At 42.2% G+C, this 25,351-nt stretch carries 39 protein-coding genes; 8 read left to right on the top strand and 31 right to left on the bottom strand.

The features are described from left to right. Window positions 1-115: 115 nt before the first annotated feature. Together AC6H1S_RS14660 and AC6H1S_RS14665 are read left to right on the top strand one after the other, a co-directional pair. Window positions 116-808, top strand: a complete 693-nt coding sequence (locus AC6H1S_RS14660; RefSeq protein WP_497564079.1) for an HAD family hydrolase — start codon at window positions 116-118, stop codon at window positions 806-808. Next, a complete protein-coding gene (locus tag AC6H1S_RS14665; protein WP_497564080.1) occupies window positions 805-1,431 on the top strand; it encodes a CatA-like O-acetyltransferase in 627 nt (208 codons plus the stop codon). The genes AC6H1S_RS14660 and AC6H1S_RS14665 overlap by 4 nt, the downstream gene beginning before the upstream one ends. Before the next feature lie 91 nt (window positions 1,432-1,522). Here AC6H1S_RS14665 and AC6H1S_RS14670 read toward each other — a convergent pair whose 3' ends face one another. Further along, complete coding sequence (locus AC6H1S_RS14670; protein ID WP_497564081.1) at window positions 1,523-1,660, bottom strand: hypothetical protein; 138 nt, start codon at window positions 1,658-1,660, stop codon at window positions 1,523-1,525. A 283-nt stretch (window positions 1,661-1,943) separates the two neighbouring features. Between AC6H1S_RS14670 and AC6H1S_RS14675 the strand changes: the two genes are divergently transcribed. From AC6H1S_RS14675 to AC6H1S_RS14700, 6 genes are read left to right on the top strand one after another with little or no spacing between them, the layout of a single operon-like run. Continuing rightward, a complete protein-coding gene (locus tag AC6H1S_RS14675; RefSeq protein WP_199141315.1) occupies window positions 1,944-2,396 on the top strand; it encodes a DUF2059 domain-containing protein in 453 nt (150 codons plus the stop codon). 8 nt (window positions 2,397-2,404) lie between these two features. Further along, window positions 2,405-2,779: a hypothetical protein gene (locus AC6H1S_RS14680; RefSeq protein ID WP_497564082.1), complete on the top strand. Its 375-nt coding sequence runs from the start codon at window positions 2,405-2,407 to the stop codon at window positions 2,777-2,779. A 55-nt stretch (window positions 2,780-2,834) separates the two neighbouring features. Next, the gene (locus tag AC6H1S_RS14685; RefSeq protein WP_497564083.1) at window positions 2,835-4,406 is read left to right on the top strand and encodes a helicase HerA-like domain-containing protein; all 1,572 of its coding nucleotides are present in this window, start codon (window positions 2,835-2,837) and stop codon (window positions 4,404-4,406) included. 51 nt (window positions 4,407-4,457) lie between these two features. Then, a complete protein-coding gene (locus AC6H1S_RS14690; protein ID WP_497564084.1) occupies window positions 4,458-5,357 on the top strand; it encodes a nucleotidyltransferase family protein in 900 nt (299 codons plus the stop codon). Then, window positions 5,348-6,421, top strand: a complete 1,074-nt coding sequence (locus AC6H1S_RS14695; RefSeq protein WP_497564085.1) for a phosphotransferase enzyme family protein — start codon at window positions 5,348-5,350, stop codon at window positions 6,419-6,421. Before AC6H1S_RS14690 ends, AC6H1S_RS14695 begins: the two co-directional genes overlap by 10 nt. A 34-nt stretch (window positions 6,422-6,455) precedes the next feature. Then, entirely contained in the window at window positions 6,456-7,163 is a 708-nt protein-coding gene (locus AC6H1S_RS14700) for a TMEM175 family protein (protein ID WP_497564086.1), read from the top strand. A gap of 66 nt (window positions 7,164-7,229) precedes the next feature. On the opposite strand, the gene dnaK is transcribed toward AC6H1S_RS14700, so the two are convergent. The 30 genes from dnaK to rplD all read right to left on the bottom strand — a co-directional run bounded on the left by dnaK (window position 7,230) and on the right by rplD (window position 25,350). After that, a complete protein-coding gene (dnaK, locus tag AC6H1S_RS14705) occupies window positions 7,230-9,137 on the bottom strand; it encodes a molecular chaperone DnaK (RefSeq protein ID WP_199141321.1) in 1,908 nt (635 codons plus the stop codon). A 292-nt stretch (window positions 9,138-9,429) separates the two neighbouring features. Continuing rightward, complete coding sequence (locus AC6H1S_RS14710; RefSeq protein WP_497564087.1) at window positions 9,430-10,629, bottom strand: class I SAM-dependent methyltransferase; 1,200 nt, start codon at window positions 10,627-10,629, stop codon at window positions 9,430-9,432. Window positions 10,630-10,745: 116 nt separating this feature from the next. Further along, complete coding sequence (gene rplQ / locus AC6H1S_RS14715; protein WP_497564088.1) at window positions 10,746-11,327, bottom strand: 50S ribosomal protein L17; 582 nt, start codon at window positions 11,325-11,327, stop codon at window positions 10,746-10,748. 137 nt (window positions 11,328-11,464) lie between these two features. After that, a complete protein-coding gene (locus tag AC6H1S_RS14720; RefSeq protein WP_199141324.1) occupies window positions 11,465-12,457 on the bottom strand; it encodes a DNA-directed RNA polymerase subunit alpha in 993 nt (330 codons plus the stop codon). Between the two features lie 76 nt (window positions 12,458-12,533). Then, the gene (gene rpsD / locus AC6H1S_RS14725) at window positions 12,534-13,142 is read right to left on the bottom strand and encodes a 30S ribosomal protein S4 (protein ID WP_199141325.1); all 609 of its coding nucleotides are present in this window, start codon (window positions 13,140-13,142) and stop codon (window positions 12,534-12,536) included. A 66-nt stretch (window positions 13,143-13,208) separates the two neighbouring features. Continuing rightward, window positions 13,209-13,598, bottom strand: coding sequence for a 30S ribosomal protein S11 (rpsK, locus tag AC6H1S_RS14730; protein ID WP_199141326.1), 390 nt, complete (start codon window positions 13,596-13,598; stop codon window positions 13,209-13,211). A gap of 149 nt (window positions 13,599-13,747) precedes the next feature. Then, window positions 13,748-14,125 carry a 30S ribosomal protein S13 gene (rpsM, locus tag AC6H1S_RS14735; RefSeq protein WP_199141327.1) on the bottom strand — a complete coding sequence of 126 codons (378 nt, stop codon included), beginning with the start codon at window positions 14,123-14,125 and terminating at the stop codon, window positions 13,748-13,750. Between the two features lie 73 nt (window positions 14,126-14,198). Continuing rightward, window positions 14,199-14,315, bottom strand: coding sequence for a type B 50S ribosomal protein L36 (ykgO, locus tag AC6H1S_RS14740; protein ID WP_008244551.1), 117 nt, complete (start codon window positions 14,313-14,315; stop codon window positions 14,199-14,201). A gap of 1 nt (window position 14,316) precedes the next feature. Beyond that, complete coding sequence (gene infA / locus AC6H1S_RS14745; RefSeq protein ID WP_010599888.1) at window positions 14,317-14,535, bottom strand: translation initiation factor IF-1; 219 nt, start codon at window positions 14,533-14,535, stop codon at window positions 14,317-14,319. A gap of 71 nt (window positions 14,536-14,606) precedes the next feature. Beyond that, complete coding sequence (map, locus tag AC6H1S_RS14750) at window positions 14,607-15,392, bottom strand: type I methionyl aminopeptidase (protein WP_497564089.1); 786 nt, start codon at window positions 15,390-15,392, stop codon at window positions 14,607-14,609. A gap of 80 nt (window positions 15,393-15,472) precedes the next feature. Beyond that, complete coding sequence (gene secY / locus AC6H1S_RS14755) at window positions 15,473-16,804, bottom strand: preprotein translocase subunit SecY (protein ID WP_199141329.1); 1,332 nt, start codon at window positions 16,802-16,804, stop codon at window positions 15,473-15,475. Between the two features lie 6 nt (window positions 16,805-16,810). Next, on the bottom strand, window positions 16,811-17,257 hold the full coding sequence (rplO, locus tag AC6H1S_RS14760) for a 50S ribosomal protein L15 (protein ID WP_199141330.1): 447 nt from the start codon (window positions 17,255-17,257) through the stop codon (window positions 16,811-16,813). A gap of 109 nt (window positions 17,258-17,366) precedes the next feature. Further along, window positions 17,367-17,546, bottom strand: a complete 180-nt coding sequence (rpmD, locus tag AC6H1S_RS14765) for a 50S ribosomal protein L30 (RefSeq protein ID WP_199141331.1) — start codon at window positions 17,544-17,546, stop codon at window positions 17,367-17,369. A gap of 4 nt (window positions 17,547-17,550) precedes the next feature. Beyond that, a complete protein-coding gene (gene rpsE / locus AC6H1S_RS14770; RefSeq protein ID WP_199141332.1) occupies window positions 17,551-18,069 on the bottom strand; it encodes a 30S ribosomal protein S5 in 519 nt (172 codons plus the stop codon). Between the two features lie 17 nt (window positions 18,070-18,086). Further along, a complete protein-coding gene (gene rplR, locus AC6H1S_RS14775; RefSeq protein WP_199141333.1) occupies window positions 18,087-18,437 on the bottom strand; it encodes a 50S ribosomal protein L18 in 351 nt (116 codons plus the stop codon). A gap of 5 nt (window positions 18,438-18,442) precedes the next feature. Continuing rightward, complete coding sequence (gene rplF / locus AC6H1S_RS14780; protein WP_199141334.1) at window positions 18,443-19,000, bottom strand: 50S ribosomal protein L6; 558 nt, start codon at window positions 18,998-19,000, stop codon at window positions 18,443-18,445. A 14-nt stretch (window positions 19,001-19,014) separates the two neighbouring features. Further along, window positions 19,015-19,413 carry a 30S ribosomal protein S8 gene (gene rpsH / locus AC6H1S_RS14785; RefSeq protein ID WP_199141335.1) on the bottom strand — a complete coding sequence of 133 codons (399 nt, stop codon included), beginning with the start codon at window positions 19,411-19,413 and terminating at the stop codon, window positions 19,015-19,017. A 143-nt stretch (window positions 19,414-19,556) separates the two neighbouring features. After that, window positions 19,557-19,826, bottom strand: coding sequence for a 30S ribosomal protein S14 (gene rpsN, locus AC6H1S_RS14790; protein WP_199141336.1), 270 nt, complete (start codon window positions 19,824-19,826; stop codon window positions 19,557-19,559). Next, on the bottom strand, window positions 19,826-20,392 hold the full coding sequence (gene rplE, locus AC6H1S_RS14795; RefSeq protein ID WP_330108060.1) for a 50S ribosomal protein L5: 567 nt from the start codon (window positions 20,390-20,392) through the stop codon (window positions 19,826-19,828). Before rplE ends, rpsN begins: the two co-directional genes overlap by 1 nt. Next, entirely contained in the window at window positions 20,392-20,730 is a 339-nt protein-coding gene (gene rplX / locus AC6H1S_RS14800; protein ID WP_330108061.1) for a 50S ribosomal protein L24, read from the bottom strand. The genes rplE and rplX overlap by 1 nt, the downstream gene beginning before the upstream one ends. Window position 20,731: 1 nt before the next feature. Continuing rightward, a complete protein-coding gene (rplN, locus tag AC6H1S_RS14805; RefSeq protein ID WP_041878524.1) occupies window positions 20,732-21,100 on the bottom strand; it encodes a 50S ribosomal protein L14 in 369 nt (122 codons plus the stop codon). A gap of 1 nt (window position 21,101) precedes the next feature. After that, window positions 21,102-21,356: a 30S ribosomal protein S17 gene (gene rpsQ, locus AC6H1S_RS14810; protein ID WP_113638059.1), complete on the bottom strand. Its 255-nt coding sequence runs from the start codon at window positions 21,354-21,356 to the stop codon at window positions 21,102-21,104. A gap of 14 nt (window positions 21,357-21,370) precedes the next feature. Continuing rightward, window positions 21,371-21,580, bottom strand: coding sequence for a 50S ribosomal protein L29 (rpmC, locus tag AC6H1S_RS14815; protein ID WP_199141818.1), 210 nt, complete (start codon window positions 21,578-21,580; stop codon window positions 21,371-21,373). Between the two features lie 73 nt (window positions 21,581-21,653). Continuing rightward, window positions 21,654-22,076 carry a 50S ribosomal protein L16 gene (rplP, locus tag AC6H1S_RS14820; protein WP_199141819.1) on the bottom strand — a complete coding sequence of 141 codons (423 nt, stop codon included), beginning with the start codon at window positions 22,074-22,076 and terminating at the stop codon, window positions 21,654-21,656. Window positions 22,077-22,111: 35 nt separating this feature from the next. Continuing rightward, on the bottom strand, window positions 22,112-22,939 hold the full coding sequence (rpsC, locus tag AC6H1S_RS14825) for a 30S ribosomal protein S3 (RefSeq protein WP_199141820.1): 828 nt from the start codon (window positions 22,937-22,939) through the stop codon (window positions 22,112-22,114). A gap of 5 nt (window positions 22,940-22,944) precedes the next feature. Further along, window positions 22,945-23,307, bottom strand: a complete 363-nt coding sequence (gene rplV, locus AC6H1S_RS14830) for a 50S ribosomal protein L22 (protein ID WP_199141821.1) — start codon at window positions 23,305-23,307, stop codon at window positions 22,945-22,947. Between the two features lie 7 nt (window positions 23,308-23,314). Then, the gene (gene rpsS / locus AC6H1S_RS14835) at window positions 23,315-23,581 is read right to left on the bottom strand and encodes a 30S ribosomal protein S19 (RefSeq protein ID WP_008244581.1); all 267 of its coding nucleotides are present in this window, start codon (window positions 23,579-23,581) and stop codon (window positions 23,315-23,317) included. After that, complete coding sequence (rplB, locus tag AC6H1S_RS14840) at window positions 23,581-24,405, bottom strand: 50S ribosomal protein L2 (RefSeq protein WP_199141823.1); 825 nt, start codon at window positions 24,403-24,405, stop codon at window positions 23,581-23,583. Before rplB ends, rpsS begins: the two co-directional genes overlap by 1 nt. A 23-nt stretch (window positions 24,406-24,428) precedes the next feature. Further along, complete coding sequence (gene rplW / locus AC6H1S_RS14845) at window positions 24,429-24,719, bottom strand: 50S ribosomal protein L23 (RefSeq protein ID WP_199141824.1); 291 nt, start codon at window positions 24,717-24,719, stop codon at window positions 24,429-24,431. A gap of 1 nt (window position 24,720) precedes the next feature. After that, window positions 24,721-25,350 carry a 50S ribosomal protein L4 gene (rplD, locus tag AC6H1S_RS14850; RefSeq protein ID WP_199141825.1) on the bottom strand — a complete coding sequence of 210 codons (630 nt, stop codon included), beginning with the start codon at window positions 25,348-25,350 and terminating at the stop codon, window positions 24,721-24,723. Between the last annotated feature and the right edge of the window lies 1 nt (window position 25,351).

Consider the following 25,351-nt stretch of genomic DNA (forward strand, 5'->3'; position numbering starts at 1 on the left):
GGACGCCTCTTTTTGCACCTTCAACTGAAACCTGCCAACTGTTAACTGCAAACTGTTAATTGTTAATTGCAAACAGAAATCTCTAAATTTACCGCGCTAAAAAGCACCAATAACCATGAAAAACATCCAAGTCATCGCATTTGATGCCGACGATACCCTTTGGGTTAACGAGCCTTATTTTAGAGAAGCCGAAGACAAATTTTGTGCCCTGCTGCAAGATTACCTGCCCATGCACAGCACGGCTTCAGCACTATTTCAGGTAGAAATCAGAAACCTGTCGTTATACGGCTATGGCATTAAGGGCTTTATGCTCTCGATGATTGAAACCATTGCCGTGGTAACCGAAAATACCGCCAGCATAGCCGTGGTCAACAAAGCCATCGAATTGGGCAAAGAACTGCTGAACAAGCCTGTTGAGCTGTTAGAGGGGGTTGAAGAGGTTTTGCAAAGTTTAAAAGGCGAATACCGCTTGGTAGTGGCTACCAAAGGCGATTTGTTGGATCAGGAGAGAAAGTTACAAAAATCAGGTTTGGAAAAATATTTCCATCATATCGAAATCATGAGCGATAAAAAGGAAAAAGACTACCTCAAGCTCCTGAAACACCTCGACTGCCAGCCGAGCGATTTCCTAATGATCGGTAATTCACTTAAATCTGATATTTTACCCGTGCTACAACTTGGCGGTTATGCCGTACATGTGCCTTATCACATAACTTGGGAGCATGAGAAAGTTGAAAATATGATAGCGCACGACAATTTTACTTCAGCCGAAACCATTACCGATGTATTAAGCCTCTTGAAAAAATGAAACAACTTCTAGATCTAGAAAATTGGCCAAGAAAAGATCATTTCAATTTTTTTAACCGTTTTGAAGAACCTTTTTTTGGAGTAGTAGTGGAAATCGACTGTACCATTGCATACGATAAATGCAAAAAAGAAGGGATGGGATTCTTCCTTTATTATTTACACCAAGCGCTGGTAGCGGCTCATGCTGTAGAAAATTTTAGGCTAAGGATTGAAGATGGCCAGATTTACATTTATGATCAGGTGAATGCTTCAGCAGTTATCAATCGCCCCGACGGCACTTTTGGCTTTTCTTATATCGATTACGCCCCTGATTTCGAAGTTTTTCAAGCAGGAGCAAAAAAAGAAATTACCAGAGTTCAAAACTCAACAGGTTTGGTACCTGCGGGTTCCGGAGATAATGTAATCCACATTTCGGCCATGCCTTGGCTCAACTTTACCTCATTGTCACATGCCCGTAGTTTTTCTTTCAAAGATAGCTGTCCGAAGATTTCTTTCGGAAAAATGACCGAAAACAAGGGCAAGAAAACTATGCCCGTGTCCATCCATGTAAACCATGCGCTAGTTGATGGCTATCATGTAAGCCTGTTCGTAGACGAGTTTCAGGCCTTAATGGATGCGCAATAAACGGTAAGCACTTATCCTAAACCAGCTCCATAAAGGCACAACAGGCCCATGCCATTAAAAATAGCTGACATTAACAAGGCAACAGATTTGGTTAGGCAGTTTGATAATCCAATTCAAAACCATCCGCCAGGCTCAACACCTCTTCTTGCGAAATCGATTTTGGATTGAGGTATTGCTTTTCGAGCAGGCCCAAAGAAATCTTGATTTGTCCCGCAGAAGTCCTGATCAAGCATTCGTTATCTTGAATAGAATTAGATAGATACCTACCAATTTTCTTATTAACTTCCGCAAATCTAAATACCAATTCGTGAAATATAAATACAGGGTAATTCATGGTATAAAGCTACGGACCACTTCTTAAAAGGGCAAATTATGATATTGTTAACAATGCTTAACATTAATTTAATATCCGCTTAACATTATCGAAACCCTGGGGCCGATAAATTTCAAACCGCATCTTACTAATGGTTGCTTTATTGCTATATTGGCTACCGGATAACCCTAAAAAACAAATGAAAAAATTCTTGATTATCGCCTTTTTAAGCTTGGCTGGTCCAACTTGTTTTGCTCAAGGCACAAGCACCACAACACCCTACAAAACAGAACTGCAGAAATTATTGACGCTTTCCGGCTCCGAAGCCAGCTTTAAGGTAGCCATCGACCAGATGATTGGCACACTCAAGCAACAGCAATCTGATATCCCGGCTGAGTTTTGGACCGAAATGGAAACCGAACTGAAAAAGACTTCGATGACCGAACTTTTAGACCTCTTACTGCCTGTTTACCAAAAGCACCTCAGCATTGACGATTTGAAGCAAATTACAGCTTTCTACGAATCGCCCGCAGGCAAAAAATTCGCAGAAAAAACACCGCTCATCCTCAATGGCTCGATGGAAGCCGGCAAAGAATGGGGCATGAAAATTGGACAGCGCGTAGTGGATAAAATCAAAGAAAAGTACAACTGATTTAATTGATGGAAGTATTTTTAAGAAAGCTAAGTTATTTTAATCTTGCCCTGTGCCTGGCTTATTTGGCATTGGCCAAACTCAAAGGCGATTGGCTTGGCTTTTTGTTGCTTTTGTTTCCGCTTGTTTTTAACTGGCGCGTCTTGCAGAACCTCAAAATCAGGCAGTTCAAATTGGGTTTTTGGCACGATTTAACAGCCATCCTAACCTCGGTTTATGCCGTTTTTTCAATAGTTGGTATCCTGCAAACCTTTGTGGCCCTCGGGCAACAAAAAACCATGTGGATGCTCCTAACTGGCGAAATTATGCTTTCGCTAACCTTGCTTGTCCACTTGGCACTTGCCTTAAAGCTCGACAAACCCCGTAGGCCGGCCAAAAATTAATCATTTCCCTTTTGCAGATTTCTTTCTTAAATTCAAGTCCTAAAACAGCTATACCATGAGCGACAAAAAAGCACTATTCATTGAAAAAATCAAAGCCTCTTATGCCCCAAGCGGTGCATCCATTTACCTGGGCGCCGGAATTTTAGACGGCGAAGTACTGGCCGAAGCCGAAGTTAACCTGCCCTTGCGGATGATGAACCGCCACGGTCTGATTGCCGGTGCAACCGGAACGGGAAAAACCAGGACCTTGCAACTGCTGGCCGAGCAGCTTTCTGATGCAGGTGTGCCTGTTTTTATGCTCGATGTAAAAGGCGATTTATCAGGATTATACCAAGCCGGAACCAGCAACCCGAAAATAGAAGAAAGGGCACAACAGCTCAACAAAACCTTTACGCCAAGCGGATTTCCGATAGAGCTTTACTCGCTAAGCGGCAAATTGGGCGCACAAATGCGGGCCACGGTAAGCGAATTTGGTCCAGTGCTGCTCTCCAAGATACTCGAACTCAACGAAACGCAAACGGGCGTGCTCTCGGTTATTTTTAAATATGCCGACGACAACAAAATGCCTGTGGTTGACCTGAACGACCTGAAGAAATTATTAGGCTATTTGGCCGAAGGCCCGGGCGCAGCCGAAATCAAAAGCAGCTACGGCTCTATTTCTACGGCTACCTCGAGTACCATTTTAAGAAAGATAGTTGCCATAGAGCAACAAGGTTTGGGCGGGATGTTCGGCGAAACCTCTTACGATATCGAAGATCTTTTTAGCAGGGTCGACGGCAAGGGCGTCATCAGCCTGCTCAACATTTCCGATGTGCAAAACCAGCCGGTACTCTATTCTACTTTCCTGCTCAGCTTATTAGCCGAAATCTATCAGGCCATGCCCGAAGCAGGCGATTTGGATAAGCCTAAACTGGTTTTCTTTTTCGACGAGGCGCATTTGCTGTTTAACGACGCACCGAAAGCATTTTTAGACCAGGTCAATACCATCATCAGGCTCATCCGTTCTAAGGGAATTGGCGTATTCTTTTGTACCCAATCGCCCATGGATGTCCCAGAAAGCGTATTGGCACAGCTGGGCAATCGGGTACAGCATGCGCTCAGGGCTTTTACGCCAAACGATGTGGATGCGTTGAAGAAAACCGTAAACACCTATCCCAAATCGGATTTTTACGAAATAGACAAAGTTTTAACCTTTCTAGGAACTGGTCAGGCCCTGATTACCGTACTGAACGAAAAAGGAATCCCAACAGAAGTGGCAGCAACCATGCTTACCCCGCCACGGGCCGTTATGGGTCCGATGGCCGCCATCGATTGCGAAAAACTGATGCAGGCCAGCCCCTTGTTTACCAAATACCAGCAAAGCGTCGACCCGATAAGTGCTTTCGAAATGCTGACCGATCGCATCAACCTCAAACTGGCCGAAGAAAACGAAGCCAAGGCGACGGCCGAGGAACAAAAAAGGCAGGAAGAAGCCAGCAAGCCTAAGCCCGGCGAAAAAAGCATTGTTGAACAGGTAATGGGCGCTACCATTACGCGCCAAATCGGGAAGGAAATTGTACGTGGCCTTTTTGGCATGCTTACAGGCAAAAAACCAAGATCAAGAAGTGGTGGTATTTTTGGCTTATAAAACTTACCTTTGGGGCTCATCTACTTACCTAAATTTTATTATTGATTTTTAATGAAACCAACCTTACTTATACTGGCTGCCGGAATGGCTAGCCGCTACGGAAGCATGAAACAAATTGATGGTTTTGGACCAAATGGCGAAACCATTATCGATTATTCAATTTATGATGCCATTAAAGCCGGATTTGGCAAAGTGGTGTTTATCATCAAAGAAGAATTCTTGGACAATTTTAAGGCTATTTTCGAACCTAAGCTCCAAGGTAAAATCGAAACCGAATATGTTTTCCAGAACTTCGATTTGAAACAGTTTGGCATAGCCGAAGAAATTTACAGGGAAAAACCTTGGGGCACTGCACATGCCATGCTTTCGGGCCGCAAAGTAATCAAAGAACCTTTCTGCATTATCAATGCCGACGATTTTTATGGTTATGACGCCTTTAAGAAAATGGTTGACTTCTTGACCAACGAGGTTACCGACAGCCAGTATGCCATTGTAGGCTATCAGATTGGCAAAACCCTGTCCGACTTTGGTTCGGTTTCGCGTGGCGTTTGCCAGGTAGATGATGCCGGCAATATTACCGAAATCAACGAACGCACCAAAATCTATAAAAAAGACGATGTCATCGTTTACGAAGAAGACGACAAAGAATATCCATTGGCCTTCGAAACACCAGTGTCTATGAACTTCTGGGGCTTTACGCCAGCCGTATTCAAGGTAACCGAAGAGCAGTTTGTTAAGTTTGCCGAGGCGAATAAAGACAAGCCTAAAGCCGAATTCTTTATCCCGCTAATTGGCGAATACCTGGTAAAAAATAACATTGCCAATTTCAGGAACATCCCAACAGCCAACCAATGGTTTGGGGTTACTTATAAAGAAGACAAGCCCATTGTACAAGCCAGTATCGACCAGCTGATCAAAGATGGCGCGTATCCTGCAAATTTATGGAGCTAATTCTTGATGAAGCGATTTTAAAGGCTTACGGTTTTAGCAAAAACACCGTAACGTTACAACAAATAGGTTCGGGGCTCATTAACCGAACCTATTTGCTTTTGGCGCCAAACCAGCAAAAATATATCCTCCAAAACATCAATGTCCGGGTATTTCACAATCCTTCGGCAATTGCACGCAACGTTAGCACCATAGCCAACTACCTAAAGACAAATTATCCAGGTTATTTATTTCCGGCCCCTATGCTCACCATCAACGGTAGTTTAATGGCAACCCACCACGGCGAATATTGGCGCCTGCTGCCCTTTGTAAGCGATAGCGTTGCCTTTGATACGTTAAACGAGCCCAGGCAGGCCTACGAGGCGGCCCAACAATTCGGCAAATTGAGCTTCTTGCTCAACGGTTTCGATACGGCCCAGCTAAGCCCAACCATTCCCAGCTTCCATAACCTGGCCCTGCGATATGAGCAGTTTACCTTTGCCTTAAGCCAATGTAGCGAGCCATTAAAAAAAGAAGCCGAACAAGCCATTGCCATGGCTTTGCAATACCATTTCATTTTAGCTTATTACCACTCTTACGAGCACCGCCATGATTTTCCAGACCGTGTGATCCATCACGATACCAAAATCAGTAATGTGCTGTTAAACGAAACAAGCTACGAAGGCGTTTGTGTAATCGATCTCGACACGCTGATGCCTGGAAAATTTATTTCAGACCTCGGCGACATGCTACGGTCTTATACCTGTGCCTTCTCCGAAAACGAAACTAATTTGGAGCTCATCAAAATCCGTCTGCCTTATTTTAAAGCAACCATACAGGGCTATCTTTCGGCCATGGGAACTATCCTTACCCCTACCGAAAAGGAACTGATTTTATTTTCGGGAAAATACATGGTGTACATGCAGGCGCTCCGCTTTTTAACCGACTACCTCAACAGCAACATTTATTATCCGGTAGCTTATCCCAATCAAAATTTGGATAGGGCCCAAAACCAGTTCAAGCTTTTGAAAGAATTCTTCGCCAACGAAAAGGTATTGCAGGATATCATTGAAGACTGTTTACCATAACCCATATTTCAAGTTCTAATTAATCCTTACTCAGATGTCTCAGCTTCACAACGAAATTAAAAAAGAATTCCAGATCGAAAGGATGATTCTTTTTACTGATGCCGTATTTGCCATTGCCATTACTTTGCTCGTTATCGAAATCAAGCCTCCACATATTCCGCATGGCGCTACGCCAAGCCAAATGGCAGACCAGCTGCTTAGCCTCAGCCCCTTGTTTATTGGCTTCATTATCAGTTTCTTTGTAATCGCTATCTATTGGCGTTCGCACCACCGCCTATTTTCATTCATTAAGGATTACGATGACAAGTTAATCTGGCTCAATTTCCTTTTCCTATTCACTATTATTTTGATGCCCTTTAGCTCGGCTTATTATAGTGAGCATACCGCCTACGCGTTGCCCTATTATTTTTATTGTGCCAATGTGGCCGCAACAGGCCTTTTAAACTATGCCTTATTGGCTTATATAATCAAACATCGCGGCCGAATTTCGGAGGGTTTTGACGACGTGAGGGCCAGGCAATTGGCCCGTTGGCGCACCTTGGTTGTTCCTGGCATCTTTTTGTTGGGCGTTATGATGGACCTATGCCTGCCTAGCACCAATCAAATCAATATGCTGAGCAGATTTAGTCCTATGCTAATCTGGCCAGCCATCATGATCCTGAACAAGTACTTCGGCAAAAAGAAGGAACTCGAATTCACAACGACCCGTCAAAAGCCAAAACAAAAAACCTCAAAGCATTAACATAAAAAAGGCCCCGAAAAATTTCGGGGCCTTTTTTATTGATGATTTTGTATTTCCAACTAAAGCTTATTTCTTTTCGTCGTCTTTTACTTCTTCAAAGTCAACATCGGTTACGGTATCGCCACCTTGTTGGGCATCAGCTTGTGGCGCTTCGCCTTGAGGTTGGCCTTCCTGACCTGCTTTGTACATTTCTTCAGATGCAGCGTTCCATGCATTTTGCAATTCGGTTTGTGCAGCATCGATAGCAGCAAAATTACGCGAAGCATGTGCCTCTTTCAATTTTTTCAAGCCTTCTTCAATTGGAGCTTTTTTATCGGCTGATAATTTTTCGCCAAACTCTTTCAATTGTTTCTCGGTTGAGAAGATCAAAGCATCAGCGCTGTTGATTTTATCAGCTTCTTCTTTTGCTTTGGCATCAGCTTCGGCATTAGCTTCGGCTTCTTGCTTCATTTTTTGAATTTCGGCATCAGTTAAACCTGATGAAGCTTCGATGCGGATTTTTTGCTCTTTGCCAGTGGCTTTATCTTTAGCACTTACATGCAAGATACCGTTGGCATCGATATCAAAAGCAACTTCTACCTGAGGCACGCCACGTGGTGCTGGCGGAATTCCATCCAAGATGAAACGGCCAATAGTGCGGTTTTGAGCAGCCATTGGGCGCTCGCCTTGCAAAATGTGGATCTCTACCGATGGTTGATTATCAGCGGCTGTAGAAAAGGTTTCTGATTTCTTAGAAGGAATGGTTGTATTCGCCTCAATCAATTTGGTCATTACGCCACCCATGGTTTCGATACCTAACGAAAGCGGAGTTACGTCAAGCAATAATACATCTTTAACCTCACCGGTTAATACACCACCCTGAATAGCTGCACCGATGGCCACTACTTCGTCAGGGTTTACACCTTTGCTTGGCTCTTTGCCGAAGAAGGCTTTAACCGCATCCTGAATAGCAGGAATACGGGTTGAACCACCTACCAAGATAATCTCGTCGATATCGCTCACGCTCAAACCAGCATTTTTCAAAGCCGATTTACAAGGATCGATCGTACGTTTGATCAAATCGCTAGCCAATTGCTCAAATTTTGCACGGCTTAAGGTTCTAACCAAGTGTTTAGGACCGCTGGCATCGGCAGTGATGTACGGCAGGTTGATTTCGGTTGAAGTGGTGCTAGAAAGCTCGATTTTAGCTTTCTCGGCAGCTTCTTTTAAACGTTGCAAAGCCATTGGATCTTTGTGCAAGTCCATGCCGTTTTCGTTTTTGAACTCGTCGGCCAACCACTCGATAATCACGTGGTCAAAGTCGTCACCGCCCAAGTGCGTATCGCCATCGGTTGATTTTACTTCGAAAACGCCATCGCCCAATTCCAATACAGACACGTCGTGCGTACCACCTCCACAGTCAAACACCACAATTTTCATGTCTTTGTGCGCTTTGTCTAAGCCATAGGCCAAAGCAGCTGCAGTAGGCTCGTTAATGATACGTTTTACAGAAAGACCGGCAATTTCGCCAGCTTCTTTAGTAGCCTGACGTTGTGCATCGTTAAAGTAAGCCGGAACGGTAATTACAGCTTCGGTTACTTCTTGGCCCAAGAAATCTTCTGCAGTTTTTTTCATTTTTTGCAAAATCATAGCAGAAATCTCTTGTGGAGTATATTTGCGGTCGTCAATTTCTACACGTGGCGTATTGTTGTCGCCTTTAACCACTTTATAAGGCACCCTGGCAATTTCCTTTGCCACTTCAGCATAGCTGCTGCCCATAAAGCGCTTAATCGAATAAATTGTTTTGGTTGGGTTTGTTATTGCCTGACGTTTTGCAGGCTCGCCCACCTTACGCTCGCCGTTCTCTGCAAAAGCAACAATAGATGGCGTAGTACGTTTGCCCTCGCTGTTTGCTATAACTACAGGTTCGTTACCCTCCATTACAGCAACGCAAGAGTTTGTTGTTCCTAAGTCTATACCAATTATTTTTCCCATTTTATTATATATTTCTTAAAGTTTTAATGTTTTATATACCCTAATAACAAGCAATGTGCCAATTAGGTTTTGGCAGAAATAGCGCCTAAAACCCTGCTAAAATGTAAAAAAACGGCCATTCTTTTGCTGACAGCTTGGCAGGAATAGAGGTTGAGGACAGAATGATGAGGGATGAGGGATGAGGGATGAAGATTGAAGGCAAAAGGCAAGGTAGCCCCTGCTAGAAAACAAAATCTGTCTATCTGCGACTAACTATTCCACGGAAGGTGTCGCAAATTGCGACACCTTCATACTAGTTAATTGCCAAAAGTCTTTCCAAATGGTGATAGCCAATGCCAAAATAGGCTTTGGTATCTTTGATCTTTTGGAGTATTACGGCTTTGCGTTCGTTCTCTGTCTTGGTCTTTGGGCTCTCTGCTCTCTTAACACCAACTACCAGTACATTCTTAGGCGTATGTGCATCAGAAATAAATTCAAGCACTTTGGTTTTATAGCCAAAATACTCTAAAATCAATGCCCTGATACCATCGGTTACCATTTCGGCCTGTCGTTCTAAAAAAATGCCATATTGGGTTAAAAAAGAAACGTTATTCTGTACCTTGTTTCTTTCTATCTCCCGTCTGATCTGCTTATGGCAACAAGGCGCCACCACAATCAGTTCGGCATTGGCTTTTATACCTTTAAAAATCGCATCGTCGGTAGCGGTATCGCAAGCGTGCAAGGCAATCAGCAAATTGAGCTGATCTGCGTGATAATCCTCTATGGTGCCTTGCACAAACTGGAGCTTTTCAAAGCCCGCCTGTTGAGCTATAGTGTTGCAGAGCGCCACCAGGTCCTCCCTATATTCTACGCCCACTACATTGGCCTGAAGCTGTAGTTGCGTGTGCAAGTAATCGTATAAGGCAAAGGTAAGGTAGCCTTTTCCGGCGCCCATATCCACTACGTTTTTGATGGTGCCTTTGGGCAGTTCCTTAATCAGCGAGCTTAATATCTCAATGTATTGGTTAATCTGCTTGTACTTGTCTTGCGCATTTTTGTACACCTTGCCTTCGGCATCGGTAATCTTAAGGTCGTGCAAATAAGAGCCATTGGAATTAATCAGACGTTTCTTTTCTTTATTGTGCGCTTGGCTGGTCTCCAACTTCACCTCCAGCGCCTTCTCGCGGATATCAACCGTATTTTTTCGATGCTCCAAAATATACTCGTGCTGTACGGTAAAAAGCGTAGCTATTTTAAAATCGTGCTCAATTAAGGCAACGATAAGCGAAATACCTTCGGCCAGCGAATGGTTCTTAAAGATATCCCTGGTTTTATAGCGGTAGTTAAAAGACAGCCGATGCTCTCTTTTAATGAGCACCTGCTTCACATAGATGTTCCTCATCGCTTCTTCCTGGCCTTGGTAATTACCCAAAGAAAGTTTTACAAATTGACCCGTACTGAGGCTTTCGCTCAAAAGGGCTTCAAATCTGGATAAGGCAGGAGTGCTGGTCATAAGGCAAAATTAAGGCAAATAAATCAAATGGTTTCTTTGTCCAACAAAAAACCCTTTAGGGATTTCCTAAAGGGTTTATATTTTTGAAGCCTATTCCCTTTCAGGAGGCTCAGTGATTAAGCTTTTGGCTCTTCTTCAGTTGCTGTAGCTTCTGGAGTTGCTTCTTCTGTTGCTGGAGTTTCTTCAACAGCAGGTGCTGCTTCTTCTACTTGCTCAGCTTTAGGTGCTTTTTCTTCTTTTGCTTCAGCTGCAGGAGCATCAGCTTTTTTAGCTGAAGATTTGCTTCTGCTTCTACGTGTTGTTTTCTTCTCGGCTGCGGCGGCATCTTTACCGTAAACTTCGTTGTAATCTACTAGTTCGATCAAAGCCATTTCAGCGTTATCACCTAAACGATTGTTCAATTTGATGATACGAGTGTAACCACCCGGACGGTTAGCTACTTTGGTTGCCACGTCGCGGAACAACTCGGTAACGCTGTCTTTATCTTGAAGATAAGAGAAAACGATACGGCGAGAGTGCGTAGTGTCGTTTTTAGATTTTGTGATCAGAGGCTCAACATAAACGCGCAAAGCTTTTGCTTTAGCCAAGGTAGTTGAAATTCTCTTGTGTTTAATTAACGATGAGGCCATGTTTGCCAACATCGCTTTTCTGTGCGATGTGGTTCTGCCTAAATGGTTAAATTTTTTACCGTGTCTCATTTTTTGTTTTGTAAAGTGTATACCGTCTCTTTGAACTTAATCTGAGGGAATTATACACTGTGAATATTAATTATTCTTATCTAGTGCTAGCTTTAATCTACAGTTTCACAACTGTTAACTCAAAACTGAGAACTTGCTTATTCTTCGTCTAACTTGAATTTGGCCAAGTTCATTCCAAACGACAATTGTTTAGATTTTACCAGCTCTTGGATTTCGGTTAACGATTTTTTACCGAAGTTTCTGAACTTCAACATATCTGCTACATCATAAGACACCAAATCAGCTAAAGTGCGAATATCGGCAGCTTTCAGGCAGTTCAAGGCACGTACAGATAGATCAAGGTCAACCAATTCGGTTTTAAGGATTTTGCGCATGTGCAGGATTTCCTCGTCAACTTCTTTGGTTTCTTCTTTAGCTTGTGATTCTAATACCAGGTTCTCGTCAGAGAATAGCATGAAGTGTTGGATCAAGATTTTGGCGGCTTCTTTCAAAGCTTCTTCCGGATGGATCGAACCATCGGTAGAGATATCCAAAATCAATTTCTCATAATCGGTTTTTTGCTCAACACGATAGTTTTCAATCGTGTATTTTACATTCTTCATTGGGGTGAAGATAGAGTCGATCGCGATCACACCCACTACGGTATCAGTGATTTTGTTCTCTTCTGCAGGAACATAACCACGGCCTTTATTGATCGTTAGTTCTACCTCTAAGGTTACCGATTTCTCCATGTTGCAGATAACCAACTCAGGGTTCAATACCTCAAAGTTGTTAGAGAACTTGGTGATATCACCAGCCAAGAATTGCTCTTGACCATTTACAATGATGAATACTTTTTCTGAATCGCCAGACTCGCCAACTTTCTTGAAACGAACTTGTTTCAAATTTAAGATGATCTCGGTCAAATCTTCAACCACACCTTTCATGGTCGAAAATTCGTGAGAAACGCCTGAAAAACGAATACTTGTAATGGCAAAACCTTCTAATGAAGAAAGTAGGATTCTTCTCAAGGCATTACCTATTGTTACACCGAAACCGGGCTCTAAAGGACGAAATTCAAATTGACCATCGAAATCGGTTGATTTCTGCATGATTACCTTGTCTGGTTTCTGAAATGCTAAAATTGCCATTTATAATGTTTTTAGATTTTTATTAATGTTGTGTAACGTAAAAAAGTTAAAGCCACGAGGGCTTTAACCAAATCTATTACTTAGAGTACAACTCTACAATAAGGTTTTCCTTAATGTTTTCTGGGATCTCGTCGCGGTTAGGATAAGCCAAGAACTTACCTGTCAACTCGCCGGCGTTCCAATCTAACCAGTTGAACTTGTTGATTGCCCTGCCTGCAACTGAGTTGGTGATGGCCTCTAAGGTTTTAGATTTCTCACGAACTGCTACTACGTCGCCAGCTCTTAATTGATATGATGGAATATTAACCACCTCGCCGTTTACGGTGATGTGCTTGTGGCTAACCAATTGGCGTGCACCTGAACGGGTTGGCGCAATGCCTAATCTGTATACGGTATTGTCCAAGCGTGCCTCTAGCAATTGCAATAAGTTATCACCGGTAATACCTTGACGTGACGATGCTTTAGTGAACAAGTTGCGGAATTGTTTTTCCAATACACCATAAGTGTATTTCACTTTTTGCTTCTCCATTAACTGGATGGCGTACTCAGATTGTTTTCCTCTTCTTTTTGAAGCGCCGTGTTGGCCTGGAGGATAATTTTTTCTGTCTAATACTTTGTCAGGACCGAAAATTGGCTCTCTGAACTTACGGGCGATTTTGGACTTTGGTCCGGTATATCTTGCCATTTGTTTGTGATTTTAAAGTATCATGCAACCTGTAGCTGCAGACTCTTAGCTTTAAAAATTAATTGATTAAACTCTTCTTTTCTTAGGTGGGCGACAGCCGTTGTGCGGAAGCGGGGTGATGTCTTTGATAGACATTACTTCCAAACCAGCTACTTGCAAAGTTCTGATGGCAGACTCACGGCCTGAACCTGGACCTTTTACAAATACCTCAACTTTACGCAAGCCTAAATCAAATGCTACTTTGCCACAGTCTGAAGCCGCTTGACCTGCTGCATATGGAGTGTTCTTTTTAGAACCTTTGAAGCCCATTTTTCCTGCAGACGACCAAGAAATGGTTTGACCGTTGTTGTTGGTTAGGGTAACAATGATGTTGTTGAACGTAGCATTGATGTGGGCCTGACCAACAGGCTCGATCACAACGATACGTTTTTTGGTAACTTTTTTACTTTTAGCCATTTTTTCTTTTAGATTTTAGATGGGAGACTTGAGATCAAGCATTTGCCTCTCTCGGCACTCGGCATCCTATTTTTTATCTTTTTATTCCAGACTTGAGCTGATTTCGGAAATGTCTCGCATCTCCAATCTCACCTCCCATCTATCAATTACTATTTAGTAGCTTTTTTCTTGTTAGCAACTGTTTTTCTCTTTCCTTTACGGGTACGAGAGTTGTTTTTGGTACGTTGGCCACGAACAGGTAAGCCTTTTCTGTGACGAAGACCACGGTAGCAACCGATATCCATTAAACGTTTGATGTTCAACTGAACTTCCGAACGCAATGCACCTTCTACCTTGATGGTGTCGTTGATGATGGTACGGATAGCCGACAATTCGTCGTCTGACCAGTCCTGTACTTTTTTGCTAAGATCGATTCCTGCCTGGGTCAAAATGCTTTGAGCAGTTGATCTACCTATTCCGTAGATGTAGGTTAGACCGATTTCGCCTCTTTTGTTTCTTGGTAAATCAATACCTGATATCCTTGCCATATTTATAAATTGTTTTTAATGAACGACCGAACGGCGGGCCACCGTTGTGCGGACTTCGTTCCAGTATTTTTAATTACCCCTGACGTTGCTTGAACTTAGGGTTTTTCTTGTTAATTACGTAAAGCTTGCCTTTGCGACGAATCACTTTGCAATCAGCGCTACGTTTTTTGATTGAAGATCTAACTTTCATTTTATTTGTATCTATAAGTAATTCTGCCTTTCGTTAAGTCGTAAGGCGACATCTCTAATTTAACTTTGTCTCCAGGCAAAATTTTGATGTAGTGCATCCTCATTTTTCCTGAAATATGGGCGATAATCTCATGCCCGTTCTCGAGTTCAACCCTGAACATCGCATTCGATAATGCTTCCCTTATTACTCCGTCTTGTTCAATTGAGGCTTGTTTAGCCATATAATATTGATTTTTACTTAATTAGCTGTTGTTAAACAGGGTTGCAAAATTAAATAAAAATTTTGAATTTTTTATTTTTTTTCTTTTAAAACTTCTTCAATCAACGAAAAGGTTGATAAAACATCCGCTTTCCCCTTTTTAACAGCAACCGTATGTTCAAAATGCGCGGAAGGTTTATTGTCTTTCGTGGTTACGGTCCAACCATCGGCCCAGAACTTAACTCCGGCAGTGCCAGCGTTGATCATCGGTTCGATGGCAATTACCATTCCCTCTTCCAGCTTAATGCCGCTTCCTCGCTTACCATAGTTAGGCACTTCAGGCTTCTCGTGCAGCTGTACGCCAACACCATGCCCCACAAGTTCCCTAACTACCCCAAAGCCATTGGTCTCGGCGTGGTTTTGTACGGCAAAGGCTATATCGCCGATGCGCATACCCACAACCGCTTTTTCGATGGCCAGGTTGAGGCACTCTTGAGTTACCTTGGTTAGTTTTTGTTTTTCCGCATCTACTTCTCCAATAGAAAAAGTATAAGCAGAATCTCCAAAGAAATTATTTTTGATTACACCGCAATCAACAGAGATCAGGTCTCCTTCCTGAATTACGTACTCGCCCGGAAAACCGTGTACCACCTGTTCATTGGGCGAAATGCACAAAGAGTTGGGAAAACCGCCATAGTTCAAAAAGGCAGGGATTGCTCCATGGTCTTTAATAAACTCATAAGCCAGCTTGTCTAGGGCCAGTGTTGTAATACCCGGTCCAATAACTTTGGCCACTTCGGCCAAAGTTTTGGAAACCAGTAAAGAACTTTCTCTTATTAATTCGATCTCCTCCGGAGATTTGTAGAAAATTTTTGACATGTTTTTAATTTTGAATGAGGGAGCTGTTGAAAGATCGAATAGTTATTCGGATACTCAATCCTTCTATCATCCATTCATTCTTATAATGCACTGCTACCAGCAGCCGGAATACCGGTACGGCCAGTAACCCTGCCTGTTTTCATTAAACCATCGTAGTGGCGCATCAACAGATAACTTTCAATTTGTTGCAAAGTATCCAATACTACACCTACCAAGATCAATAATGAAGTACCTCCAAAGAAATGGGCGAATTCTTGTTGAATACCCACTCTTACGGCAAACGACGGCAGGATGGCGATGATAGCCAAGAACAACGATCCTGGGAAAGTGATCTTAGAGATGACATCGTCAATGAAACTTGAAGTTGCCAAACCCGGCTTGATGCCCGGAATGAAACCGCCGTTCTTTTTCATGTCGTCAGACATTTGGGTTGGGTTAACCGTAATGGCCGTATAAAAGAAAGTGAAGGCAATGATTAAAAACGCAAATGTTAAGCTATACGTTAGCGAGGTAATATCGGTATACGAATGTAACCAGCTATCGGTTAGCTTAGGGAAAATTCCGATCAATGCGTTCGGGATGAACATCAATGCCTGGGCAAAGATAATCGGCATTACACCGGCTGCATTAACCTTTAAAGGAATGTATTGCCTTACGCCTCCTACTTGTCTGTTGCCAACAATTCTTTTGGCATATTGTACAGGCACTTTACGTACCCCTTGAACAATAAGGATGGTAAACATTACCACTGCAAATAAAGCTACGATTTCCAATACCAGCCTGATTGCACCACCATCGCTACCGGCAAAGGCCGAGCTGATTTCTTGTTGCATAGCCACTGGCAAACGGGCAATGATACCCACCATGATGATCAATGATGTACCATTTCCTATACCTTTATCTGTTATCTTTTCACCAAGCCACATCACAAACAAGGTACCAGCGGTCAAAACAAAGCCCGAAAGTACATAGAAAGTAAAGTGGTCGATCATGATGGCATTGGTAGGCACCTGTGTTTTCACATAGCCTACAGCCTGCACAGCAGTGATTGCTACGGTAAGGTAGCGGGTGATTTGCGTTAATTTTTTTCTGCCGCTCTCTCCTTCTTTTTGCATTTTTTGGAAAGAAGGTACTGCAATGCCCAACAACTGAACTACGATAGACGCAGAGATATAAGGCATAACGCCCAATGCCACAATTGATACCTTAGAAAAGGCACCACCGGCAAACATATCCAACAAGCCTAGAAGACCAGTTTTTTGGGTATTGGCTAACTGAGTTGGATCTACACCCGGTAGAACAACTTGACAAACGAACCTGTAAATTACAAGAATCATGAGCGTAAAAAGAATACGCTCCTTCAATTCCTGTATTTTCCAAATATTACTTAAAGTAGTAAATAGCTTCTTCATTAATAATTACAATTTTACGATTGAGCCTCCAGCAGCTTCGATGGCTTTTTGTGCACTTGCAGAAAAAGCATGAGCTGTAACTTCTAATTTCGCTTTAACTTCGCCACGACCTAAGATTTTTACCAAGTCGTTTTTAGAAGCCAAACCATGCTGTTGCAAAGCAGCGAAATCGATGCTCGACAAGTTGTGTTTCTCTGCCAAGCCTTGTAGCACGTCTAAGTTTACGCCTACATATTCTGTACGGTTGATCGGTTTGAAACCTACTTTAGGTACACGGCGTTGCAAAGGCATTTGACCACCTTCGAAACCAACTTTGCTTGAGTATCCAGAACGTGAACCAGCACCTTTGTGACCACGGGTTGAAGTACCACCACGGCCTGAGCCTTGTCCACGACCAATTCTTTTGCTGCTTTTTACAGAACCTTTTGCAGGTTTTAGATTACTTAAGTTCATTTTTAAAACTTGTTGTGTTGCCCTTCGCTTTCACTAATCAGGGTCAACGATAAATAAATAGAAAATCTGCTTAGGGCATTTGAAGGCCTCCAAGCAGATTTCTTAACAATTAAATAGTCTCTATAGCTACTAAGTGATTAACTTTTCTTACCATCCCAATAATGGCAGCGTTAGCTTCAACCTCTACGCTTTGGTTCATTTTTGTTAAACCTAAGGCTTTCATGGTTCTTTTTTGGCTTTCGCTTCTATCGATAATGCTTTTTACTTGGGTTATTTTAATTTTAGCCATGATATTATCCGTTAAAAACTTTGTTTAAATCCACACCACGGTGCTGAGCTACGGTATACGCATCACGCATTTTGGTTAGGGCATCAACAGTTGCCTTTACCACGTTGTGTGGGTTTGATGAACCTTTTGACTTAGCCAATACGTTGTGGATACCGGCACTCTCTAATACGGCACGCATGGCACCACCGGCAATTACACCGGTACCTACTGCTGCAGGCTTGATCAAAACGAAACCGCCAGAAAACTTGCCGATTTGCTCATGAGGCACGGTACCGTTCAAAACCGGAACTTTAACCAAGTTCTTTTTGGCATCGTCTACACCTTTTGCAATGGCTTCTGTAACCTCTTTCGCTTTGCCTAAACCATAACCAACAACGCCTTGTTCATCTCCTACAACCACGATGGCTGAGAAGCTGAAGGTACGGCCGCCTTTGGTTACTTTGGCAACACGTTGTATGCTAACTAAACGATCTTTCAATTCGATTTCGCTAGTCTTTACTCTTTTTATATTGATAGTTGACATCTTACCTTTTTTTCAGATTAAAATACTAAACCAGCTTCGCGGGCACCATCTGCCAACGACTTCACACGACCATGGTACAAATAACCATTCCTGTCGAAAACAACCTCTTTTACTCCAGCTGCAATTGCTTTCTCGGCAATAAGCTTGCCCACAGCGATTGATTGGTCAGATTTTGTTCCTTTACCAGTAAAATCTTTAGATAAAGATGATGCTGAAACTATTGTATTACCAGTTTCATCGTTAATGATTTGAGCATAAATACCTTTATTGCTTCTATAAACTGATAAACGTGGACGGCTCTCAGAACCAGTAAGTCTTTTTCTGATGCCTTTTTTGATACGCTCTCTACGCGATATTTTCTTTGCCATTTTAATTATTTTTTAGAAGCTGATTTACCTGCTTTTCTTCTTAACTCTTCGCCAACAAACTTGATACCTTTACCTTTGTAAGGCTCTGGTGCACGTAACGAGCGGATCTTTGCCGCAACCTGGCCAATCAATTGTTTGTCGATGCTCTCTAAAATGATTTTAGGAGTTTGACCTTTTTCTGATGTGGTGGTTACTTTGATCTCTTGTGGCAATTGGAATACATAGTGGTGAGAATAACCTAGCACCAAGTCCAAAGTATTACCTTGGTTAGTGGCGCGGTAACCCACACCTACTAGTTCTTGCTCTAATTTATAACCTTCTGTTACGCCGATAACCATGTTGTTGATCAATGAACGATACAAGCCGTGCAAGGCTTTGTGTCTTTTTTGATCTGATGGACGGTTTACGGTTAACACGCCGTCTTCTTGGCTAACGGTAATATCTTGATCTAAGGCTTGGCTTAGTTCACCTTTAGGACCTTTAACAGTAACTACGTTATCGTTAGATACAGTAATAGTTACTCCAGCAGGCACATTAATTGGGTTTTTTCCTATTCTTGACATTCTGCTATCTCCTATTAATAAACGTGACACAATACCTCACCGCCAATGTTCAATTTGGCTGCTTCTTTATCGGTCATTACACCTTTAGAAGTAGATAAGATTGCGATACCTAAACCATTTAATACTCTTGGCATGTTTTCAACACCTGCATATTGTCTTAAACCTGGCTTGCTGATACGGGTTAAGGTACGGATAGCCGAAATTTTAGTAATTGCATTGTACTTCAAAGCGATTTTGATGATGCCTTGAGCAGTGGTGTCTTCAAACTTGTAGTTTGCGATGTAACCTTTGTCGAAAAGTACTTTTGTAATTTCCTTTTTAAGGTTTGATGCAGGGATCTCTACAATTCTGTGATTTGCCTTGATGGCATTTCTTACCCTTGTAAGATAATCTGCAATTGGATCTGTATTCATTATTGTTGATTTGTGATAGTGGTTTCCCTTGGCCACCCGGCCTTTGGACCTGCTATCGGTTAATATTCAGTTCTGTTATACGTAATAAGTTATAAGTCGTAAGTATGTACCTACAACTTATAACTCACTACTTAAAACTCTTATTACCAGCTGGCTTTTCTTACGCCAGGAATTTTTCCTGCCAAAGCCATATCGCGGAACAACACCCTTGAAATGCCAAAGGTACGCATGTATCCACGAGGACGACCAGTTAATTTGCAACGGTTGTGCAAACGTACTGCCGACGAATTTTTAGGTAATTTGTCTAACGCCTCATAGTCGCCTGCCGCTTTTAAAGCCGCACGCTTCTCTGCATATTTAGCAACCAATCTTTGGCGCTTCAGTTCGCGAGCTTTTACACCTTCTTTTGCCATTATTGCTCTGTTTTTTGATTTTTAAACGGTAATCCAAATTGTTTTAAAAGTTCCAATGCCTCAACATCGTTGGTAGCAGACGTTACAAAGGTAATGTCCATACCCAAAATCCTGTTGATTTTATCGATATTGATCTCAGGGAAGATGATCTGCTCGGTAATACCCAATGTGTAGTTACCTTTTCCATCAAATCCTTTGTCATTGATACCTTTGAAATCGCGGATACGCGGCAAAGCTACGGAAATTAATCGATCTAAGAACTCATACATGTTATTATCACGTAAAGTTACTCTTACACCAACTGGCATGCCCTTACGCAACTTAAAGTTAGAGATGTCTTTCTTAGACTTGGCGCCTACTGCTTGCTGACCAGCAATGGTAGACATTTCTAAGATAGAGCTGTCCATGATTTTCTTATCAGTTACAGCATAACGGCCAACACCTTGGTTAATGGCAATTTTCTCTAATTTAGGAACTTGCATTACGCTTTTGTAATTGAACTTCTCTTTCAGAGCCGATACAATTTCCTCTTTATATTTACTTTTTAATCTTGGTACGTAAGCCATTATTTGATTTCCTCCCCTGATATTTTAGCAACCCTTACTAATTTTCCGTCAGCGTTCAGCTTTCTGCCCACACGGGTAGTTTTGCCTGATTTTGGATCAATTAACTGTACGTTAGAAATATGAAGAGCAGCCTCTTTTTTAATGATACCACCATTTGGCGTAGCGGCATTTGGTTTTGTATGTTTTGATACAAGGTTTACACCTTCTACTACAACTCTGTTTTTGGCAACAAGCACTTCTTGTACTTTACCTTGTTGGCCTTTTGAATCGCCAGCTATAACCTTTACTAAATCTCCTTTACGGATCTTTACCTTGGCTTGTGTTACTTTATTTTTCATATTATAATACCTCCGGTGCTAATGATACAATCTTCATGAATTGTTTCTCACGCAGCTCTCTTGCTACCGGGCCAAAAATACGTGTACCACGTGGCTCATCTTGTGCATTCAACAATACGGCTGCATTGTCGTCAAAACGAATATAAGAACCATCTTTACGACGGATTTCTTTTTTAGTTCTTACTACAACTGCTTTAGAAACTGTTCCTTTTTTAATGTTACCTGAAGGCAAAGCGCTTTTTACGGTTACTACAATTTTGTCACCGATAGAAGCATATCTTTTGCCAGTACCACCAAGTACGCGGATAACCAATACTTGTTTTGCGCCGCTATTGTCGGCTACGTTTAATCTTGACTCCTGCTGTACCATCTTATTTAGCTCTTTCTAAAATTTGTACCAATCTCCAGTTCTTGTTTTTACTCAGCGGACGAGTCTCCATGATCAATACCGTATCACCGATACCACATTCGTTTTTCTCGTCATGAGCCATAAATTTCGTAGTTTTCTTTACGAATTTACCATAAATCGGGTGTTTCACTTTACGCTCAACTGCTACAACAACAGATTTATCCATCTTATTGCTTACCACCAACCCGGTCCTTGTTTTTCTTAATTGTCTTTCCATTTCGACTCTAAAAGTTATTTAGTTTCAGTAGCTGACTGAGCATTTTGCTTAGCCAATTCAGTATTTAATCGGGCTATGTCTCTTCTCACCTTCTTAATACGAGAAGGGTTTTCGATAGCCGAAATTGCGTGAGCGAATTTTAACTTGGTTAAGTTTTCTTTTTCTTCTGCAATCTTTGCTACTAATTCTTCTTTTGAAAGCCCTGTGATTTCTGAGTTTTTCATTTTATTAAATTTTTATGTGATGGTCTAGCGGTTGCAATAACAAGTGCACTTGCAACATTGATCCAAAACTTTTTTATGCTTCTACGTAATCTCTACGTACGACAAACTTGGTTTGAACTGGCAATTTCTGAGCGGCTAGTCTCAAGGCTTCTTTGGCAACTTCCAAAGGCACGCCTTCTGCCTCAAAAATAATGCGTCCGGGTCTAACAACGGCTACCCAATATTCAGGTGCACCTTTACCTTTACCCATACGTACCTCAGCTGGTTTCTTTGTTACCGGTTTATCCGGGAAAATTCTGATCCAAACTTGGCCTTCACGTTTCATGAAACGAGTTACCGCAATACGGGCTGCCTCTATCTGGCGACTTGTGATCCAAGTGGCTTCTAAAGACTTGATCCCGAAAGATCCGAATGACAATTCAGCACCACGAGTTGCTAAACCTTTCATTCTGCCTTTTTGCATCTTTCTGAACTTCGTTCTTTTTGGCTGTAACATTTTATTTTAAATATTATCGTTAAACGATTGGTTAACTATTTGCGTGGGCCTCTGTTGCCGCCGCCTTTATTATCTCTTCCGCCTTGACCCGGACGACCGCCACCGCGTTTGTCGTTCCTTCTGTCGCCGCCTCTATTATCTCTGCCGCCGTCTCTGCCGCCGAAGTTGCCTTGTGGTCTTTCGCCACCTTTGCCTGGAGCATTGCTCGTAGCGCCGATGTTTGGAGAAAGATCGCGTTTGCCATAAACTTCGCCTTTGCAGATCCATACTTTAACACCGATTTTACCATAAGTGGTCAAAGCTTCTGCTAATGCATAGTCAATATCGGCACGGAAAGTATGCAAAGGAATTCTTCCTTCTTTGTACTGCTCGGTACGGGCCATCTCGGCACCGCCCAAACGGCCAGAAGTCATGATTTTGATCCCTTCGGCACCCATACGCATGGTTGATGCGATGGTTGATTTCATGGCTCTACGGAAAGAAATCCTGGCTTCTAATTGCTTAGCTACGCCTTCTGCCACCAATTGTGCGTCAAGCTCAGGGCGCTTGATCTCGAAAATGTTGATCTGAATTTCCTTTTTGGTCAATTTTTTCAACTCTTCCTTGATCTTGTCAACCTCTTGGCCTGCTTTACCAATTACGATACCCGGACGGGCAGTGTGGATAGTAACGGTGATACGTTTTAGGGTACGCTCGATTACTACTTTGGCTACACCGCCTTTAGCGATACGTGCAGAAAGGTATTTTCTTATTTTTTCGTCCTCAACTAATTTATCAGCATAGTTGTTGCCTCCGAACCAGTTAGAATCCCAGCCTCTGATGATTCCTAACCTGTTACCTATTGGATGTGCTTTTTGTCCCATTTCTGTTAATTAGTTTGAGTTTCAACGTTTTTACTATCTACTATTAAGGTAACGTGGTTCGAACGTTTACGGATTCTATAACCACGGCCTTGTGGGGCTGGTCTTAGTCTTTTTAACTGACGACCACCGCCTACCATTATCGTTTTCACGTATAACTGGTTTTCTTCAGGGCGAGAACCTTCATTTTTTGACTCCCAATTTTTGATAGCTGATAATAAAAGTTTTTCAACTCTTACTGCGGCATCTTTGTTGGTGAATTTCAAAATATGTAAAGCTTTCTCTACACGCTCACCTCTGATCAGATCTACAACCAAACGCATCTTACGCGGTGAGGTTGGGCAATTGTTTAATTTCGCTACTGCTTCCATCTCTTAATTATTTTTTCTTTTCAGAGTGACCCCTAAATGTTCTGGTTGGAGCAAACTCTCCCAGCTTGTGACCAACCATGTTTTCTGTTACGTATACCGGAATAAATTTGTTTCCGTTATGTACTGCAAATGTATGACCTACGAAATCTGGTGATATCATTGATCTGCGAGACCAAGTTTTGATCACAGACTTTTTGCCTGAATCATTCATAGAGACTACTTTCTTCTCTACGTTATGGTCAATATAAGGTCCTTTTTTAATTGAACGAGCCATTATTTTTTCCTTTTCTCTATGATGAAACGATTTGAGTATTTTTTAAGCGAACGTGTTTTGTATCCTTTCGAATAAACACCATTCCTTGACCGTGGCTGACCTCCTGATGAGCGGCCCTCACCACCACCCATTGGGTGATCTACAGGGTTCATCGCTACCGGACGTGTACGAGGACGACGACCGATCCAACGGCTACGGCCTGCTTTACCTAGTACTTCGTTTGCATGGTCTGAGTTAGAAACTGTACCAATGGTTGCCAAACAGGTCACCAAGATCAACCTGGTTTCGCCCGATGGCATTTTAATGGTAGCATATTTGCCATCTCTAGCGGCCAATTGTGCATAAGCACCGGCGCTACGAGCCAATTGTGCACCTTTTCCTGGGTGGATTTCCAAGTTATGGATAATAGAACCCAAAGGAATGTTGGCCAATTTTAAGGTATTGCCTACTTCTGGAGTAGCTTTGTCGCCCGAAAGCACGGTTTGTCCTACTTGCAATCCTTCTGGTGCAATAATGTAGCGCTTCTCTCCATCAACATAGTGCAACAAGGCGATACGTGCGGTACGGTTCGGATCGTATTCGATCGTAGCTACAACAGCAGGAATGTCAAATTTATCGCGTTTAAAGTCGATTAAACGGAAAGATTTTTTATGACCGCCACCGATATAGCGCATCGTCATTTTACCTGTATTGTTACGACCTCCCGATTTCTTAGAAGATACAACCAATGATTTTTCGGGCTTGGTTGCGGTAATCTCCGTAAAACTAGCACCAACTCTAAAGCGGGTACCCGGAGTAACTGGTTTAAATTTTCTTAAGCCCATAGTTATAAATTATTCAATTCTGATTAAATATTCGCGTAATAATCTATTGTTTCTCCATCTTTCAAGGTTACAATAGCTTTTTTATATTTAGGGCTACGGCCTGTTACAATACCACCTTTGGTGTTTCTTGATTTGGCTTTGCCATCTACTATCATGGTGTTAAGGGCAACAATCGTTACGCCGTACATTTTCTCGATAGCCGATTTAATCTGCAGTTTGTTAGCTCTGTGGTCTACTCTGAAAGTAAAACGGTTAGCTTTTTCAGTTAACGCAGAAGCTTTTTCGGTTAAGATTGGTTTTTGTAAGATTTCCATATTACTTGGCAAATGCCTCCTCCAATGTTTTAAGCGAGTTAGCAGTTAACAAAAGTTTGCTGGCGTTCAATACATCGTAAGTATTCAACTGATCTGCAGTAATTACTTTTGCCTTCTGGATATTTCTGCTTGATAAATAGATATTGTTATTTTGCGCAGGTAGTACCAACAAGGTTTTCTCTCCAGCCAAATTCAACGCATTCACCAAATTCAAATAGTTTTTGGTTTTGATGTTGTCGAAATTGAAGTCTTCCAATACCACCACGCTGTTGTCTTGCGCTTTGTAAGAAAGGGCCGATTTACGGGCCAATGATTTCAATTTCTTGTTCAATTTGAAGCTGTAGTCTCTTGGCTGAGGACCGAAGATACGGCCACCACCATTGAACAATGGAGATTTGATACTTCCGGCACGAGCACCGCCAGTACCTTTTTGCTTGTATAGTTTACGGGTAGAACCTGCAATCTCGTTACGTTGTTTAGATTTGTGCGTTCCTTGACGTTGGTTAGCCAAATACTGTTTCACATCTAAATAAATCGCGTGATCGTTCGGAGTTACACCGAACACCGCTTCAGGAAGCTGCACCTTGGCACCTGTCTCTTTTCCTGAAATGTTTAATACTTTCACTTCCATC

The organism is Pedobacter sp. TM02 (assembly GCF_059705275.1).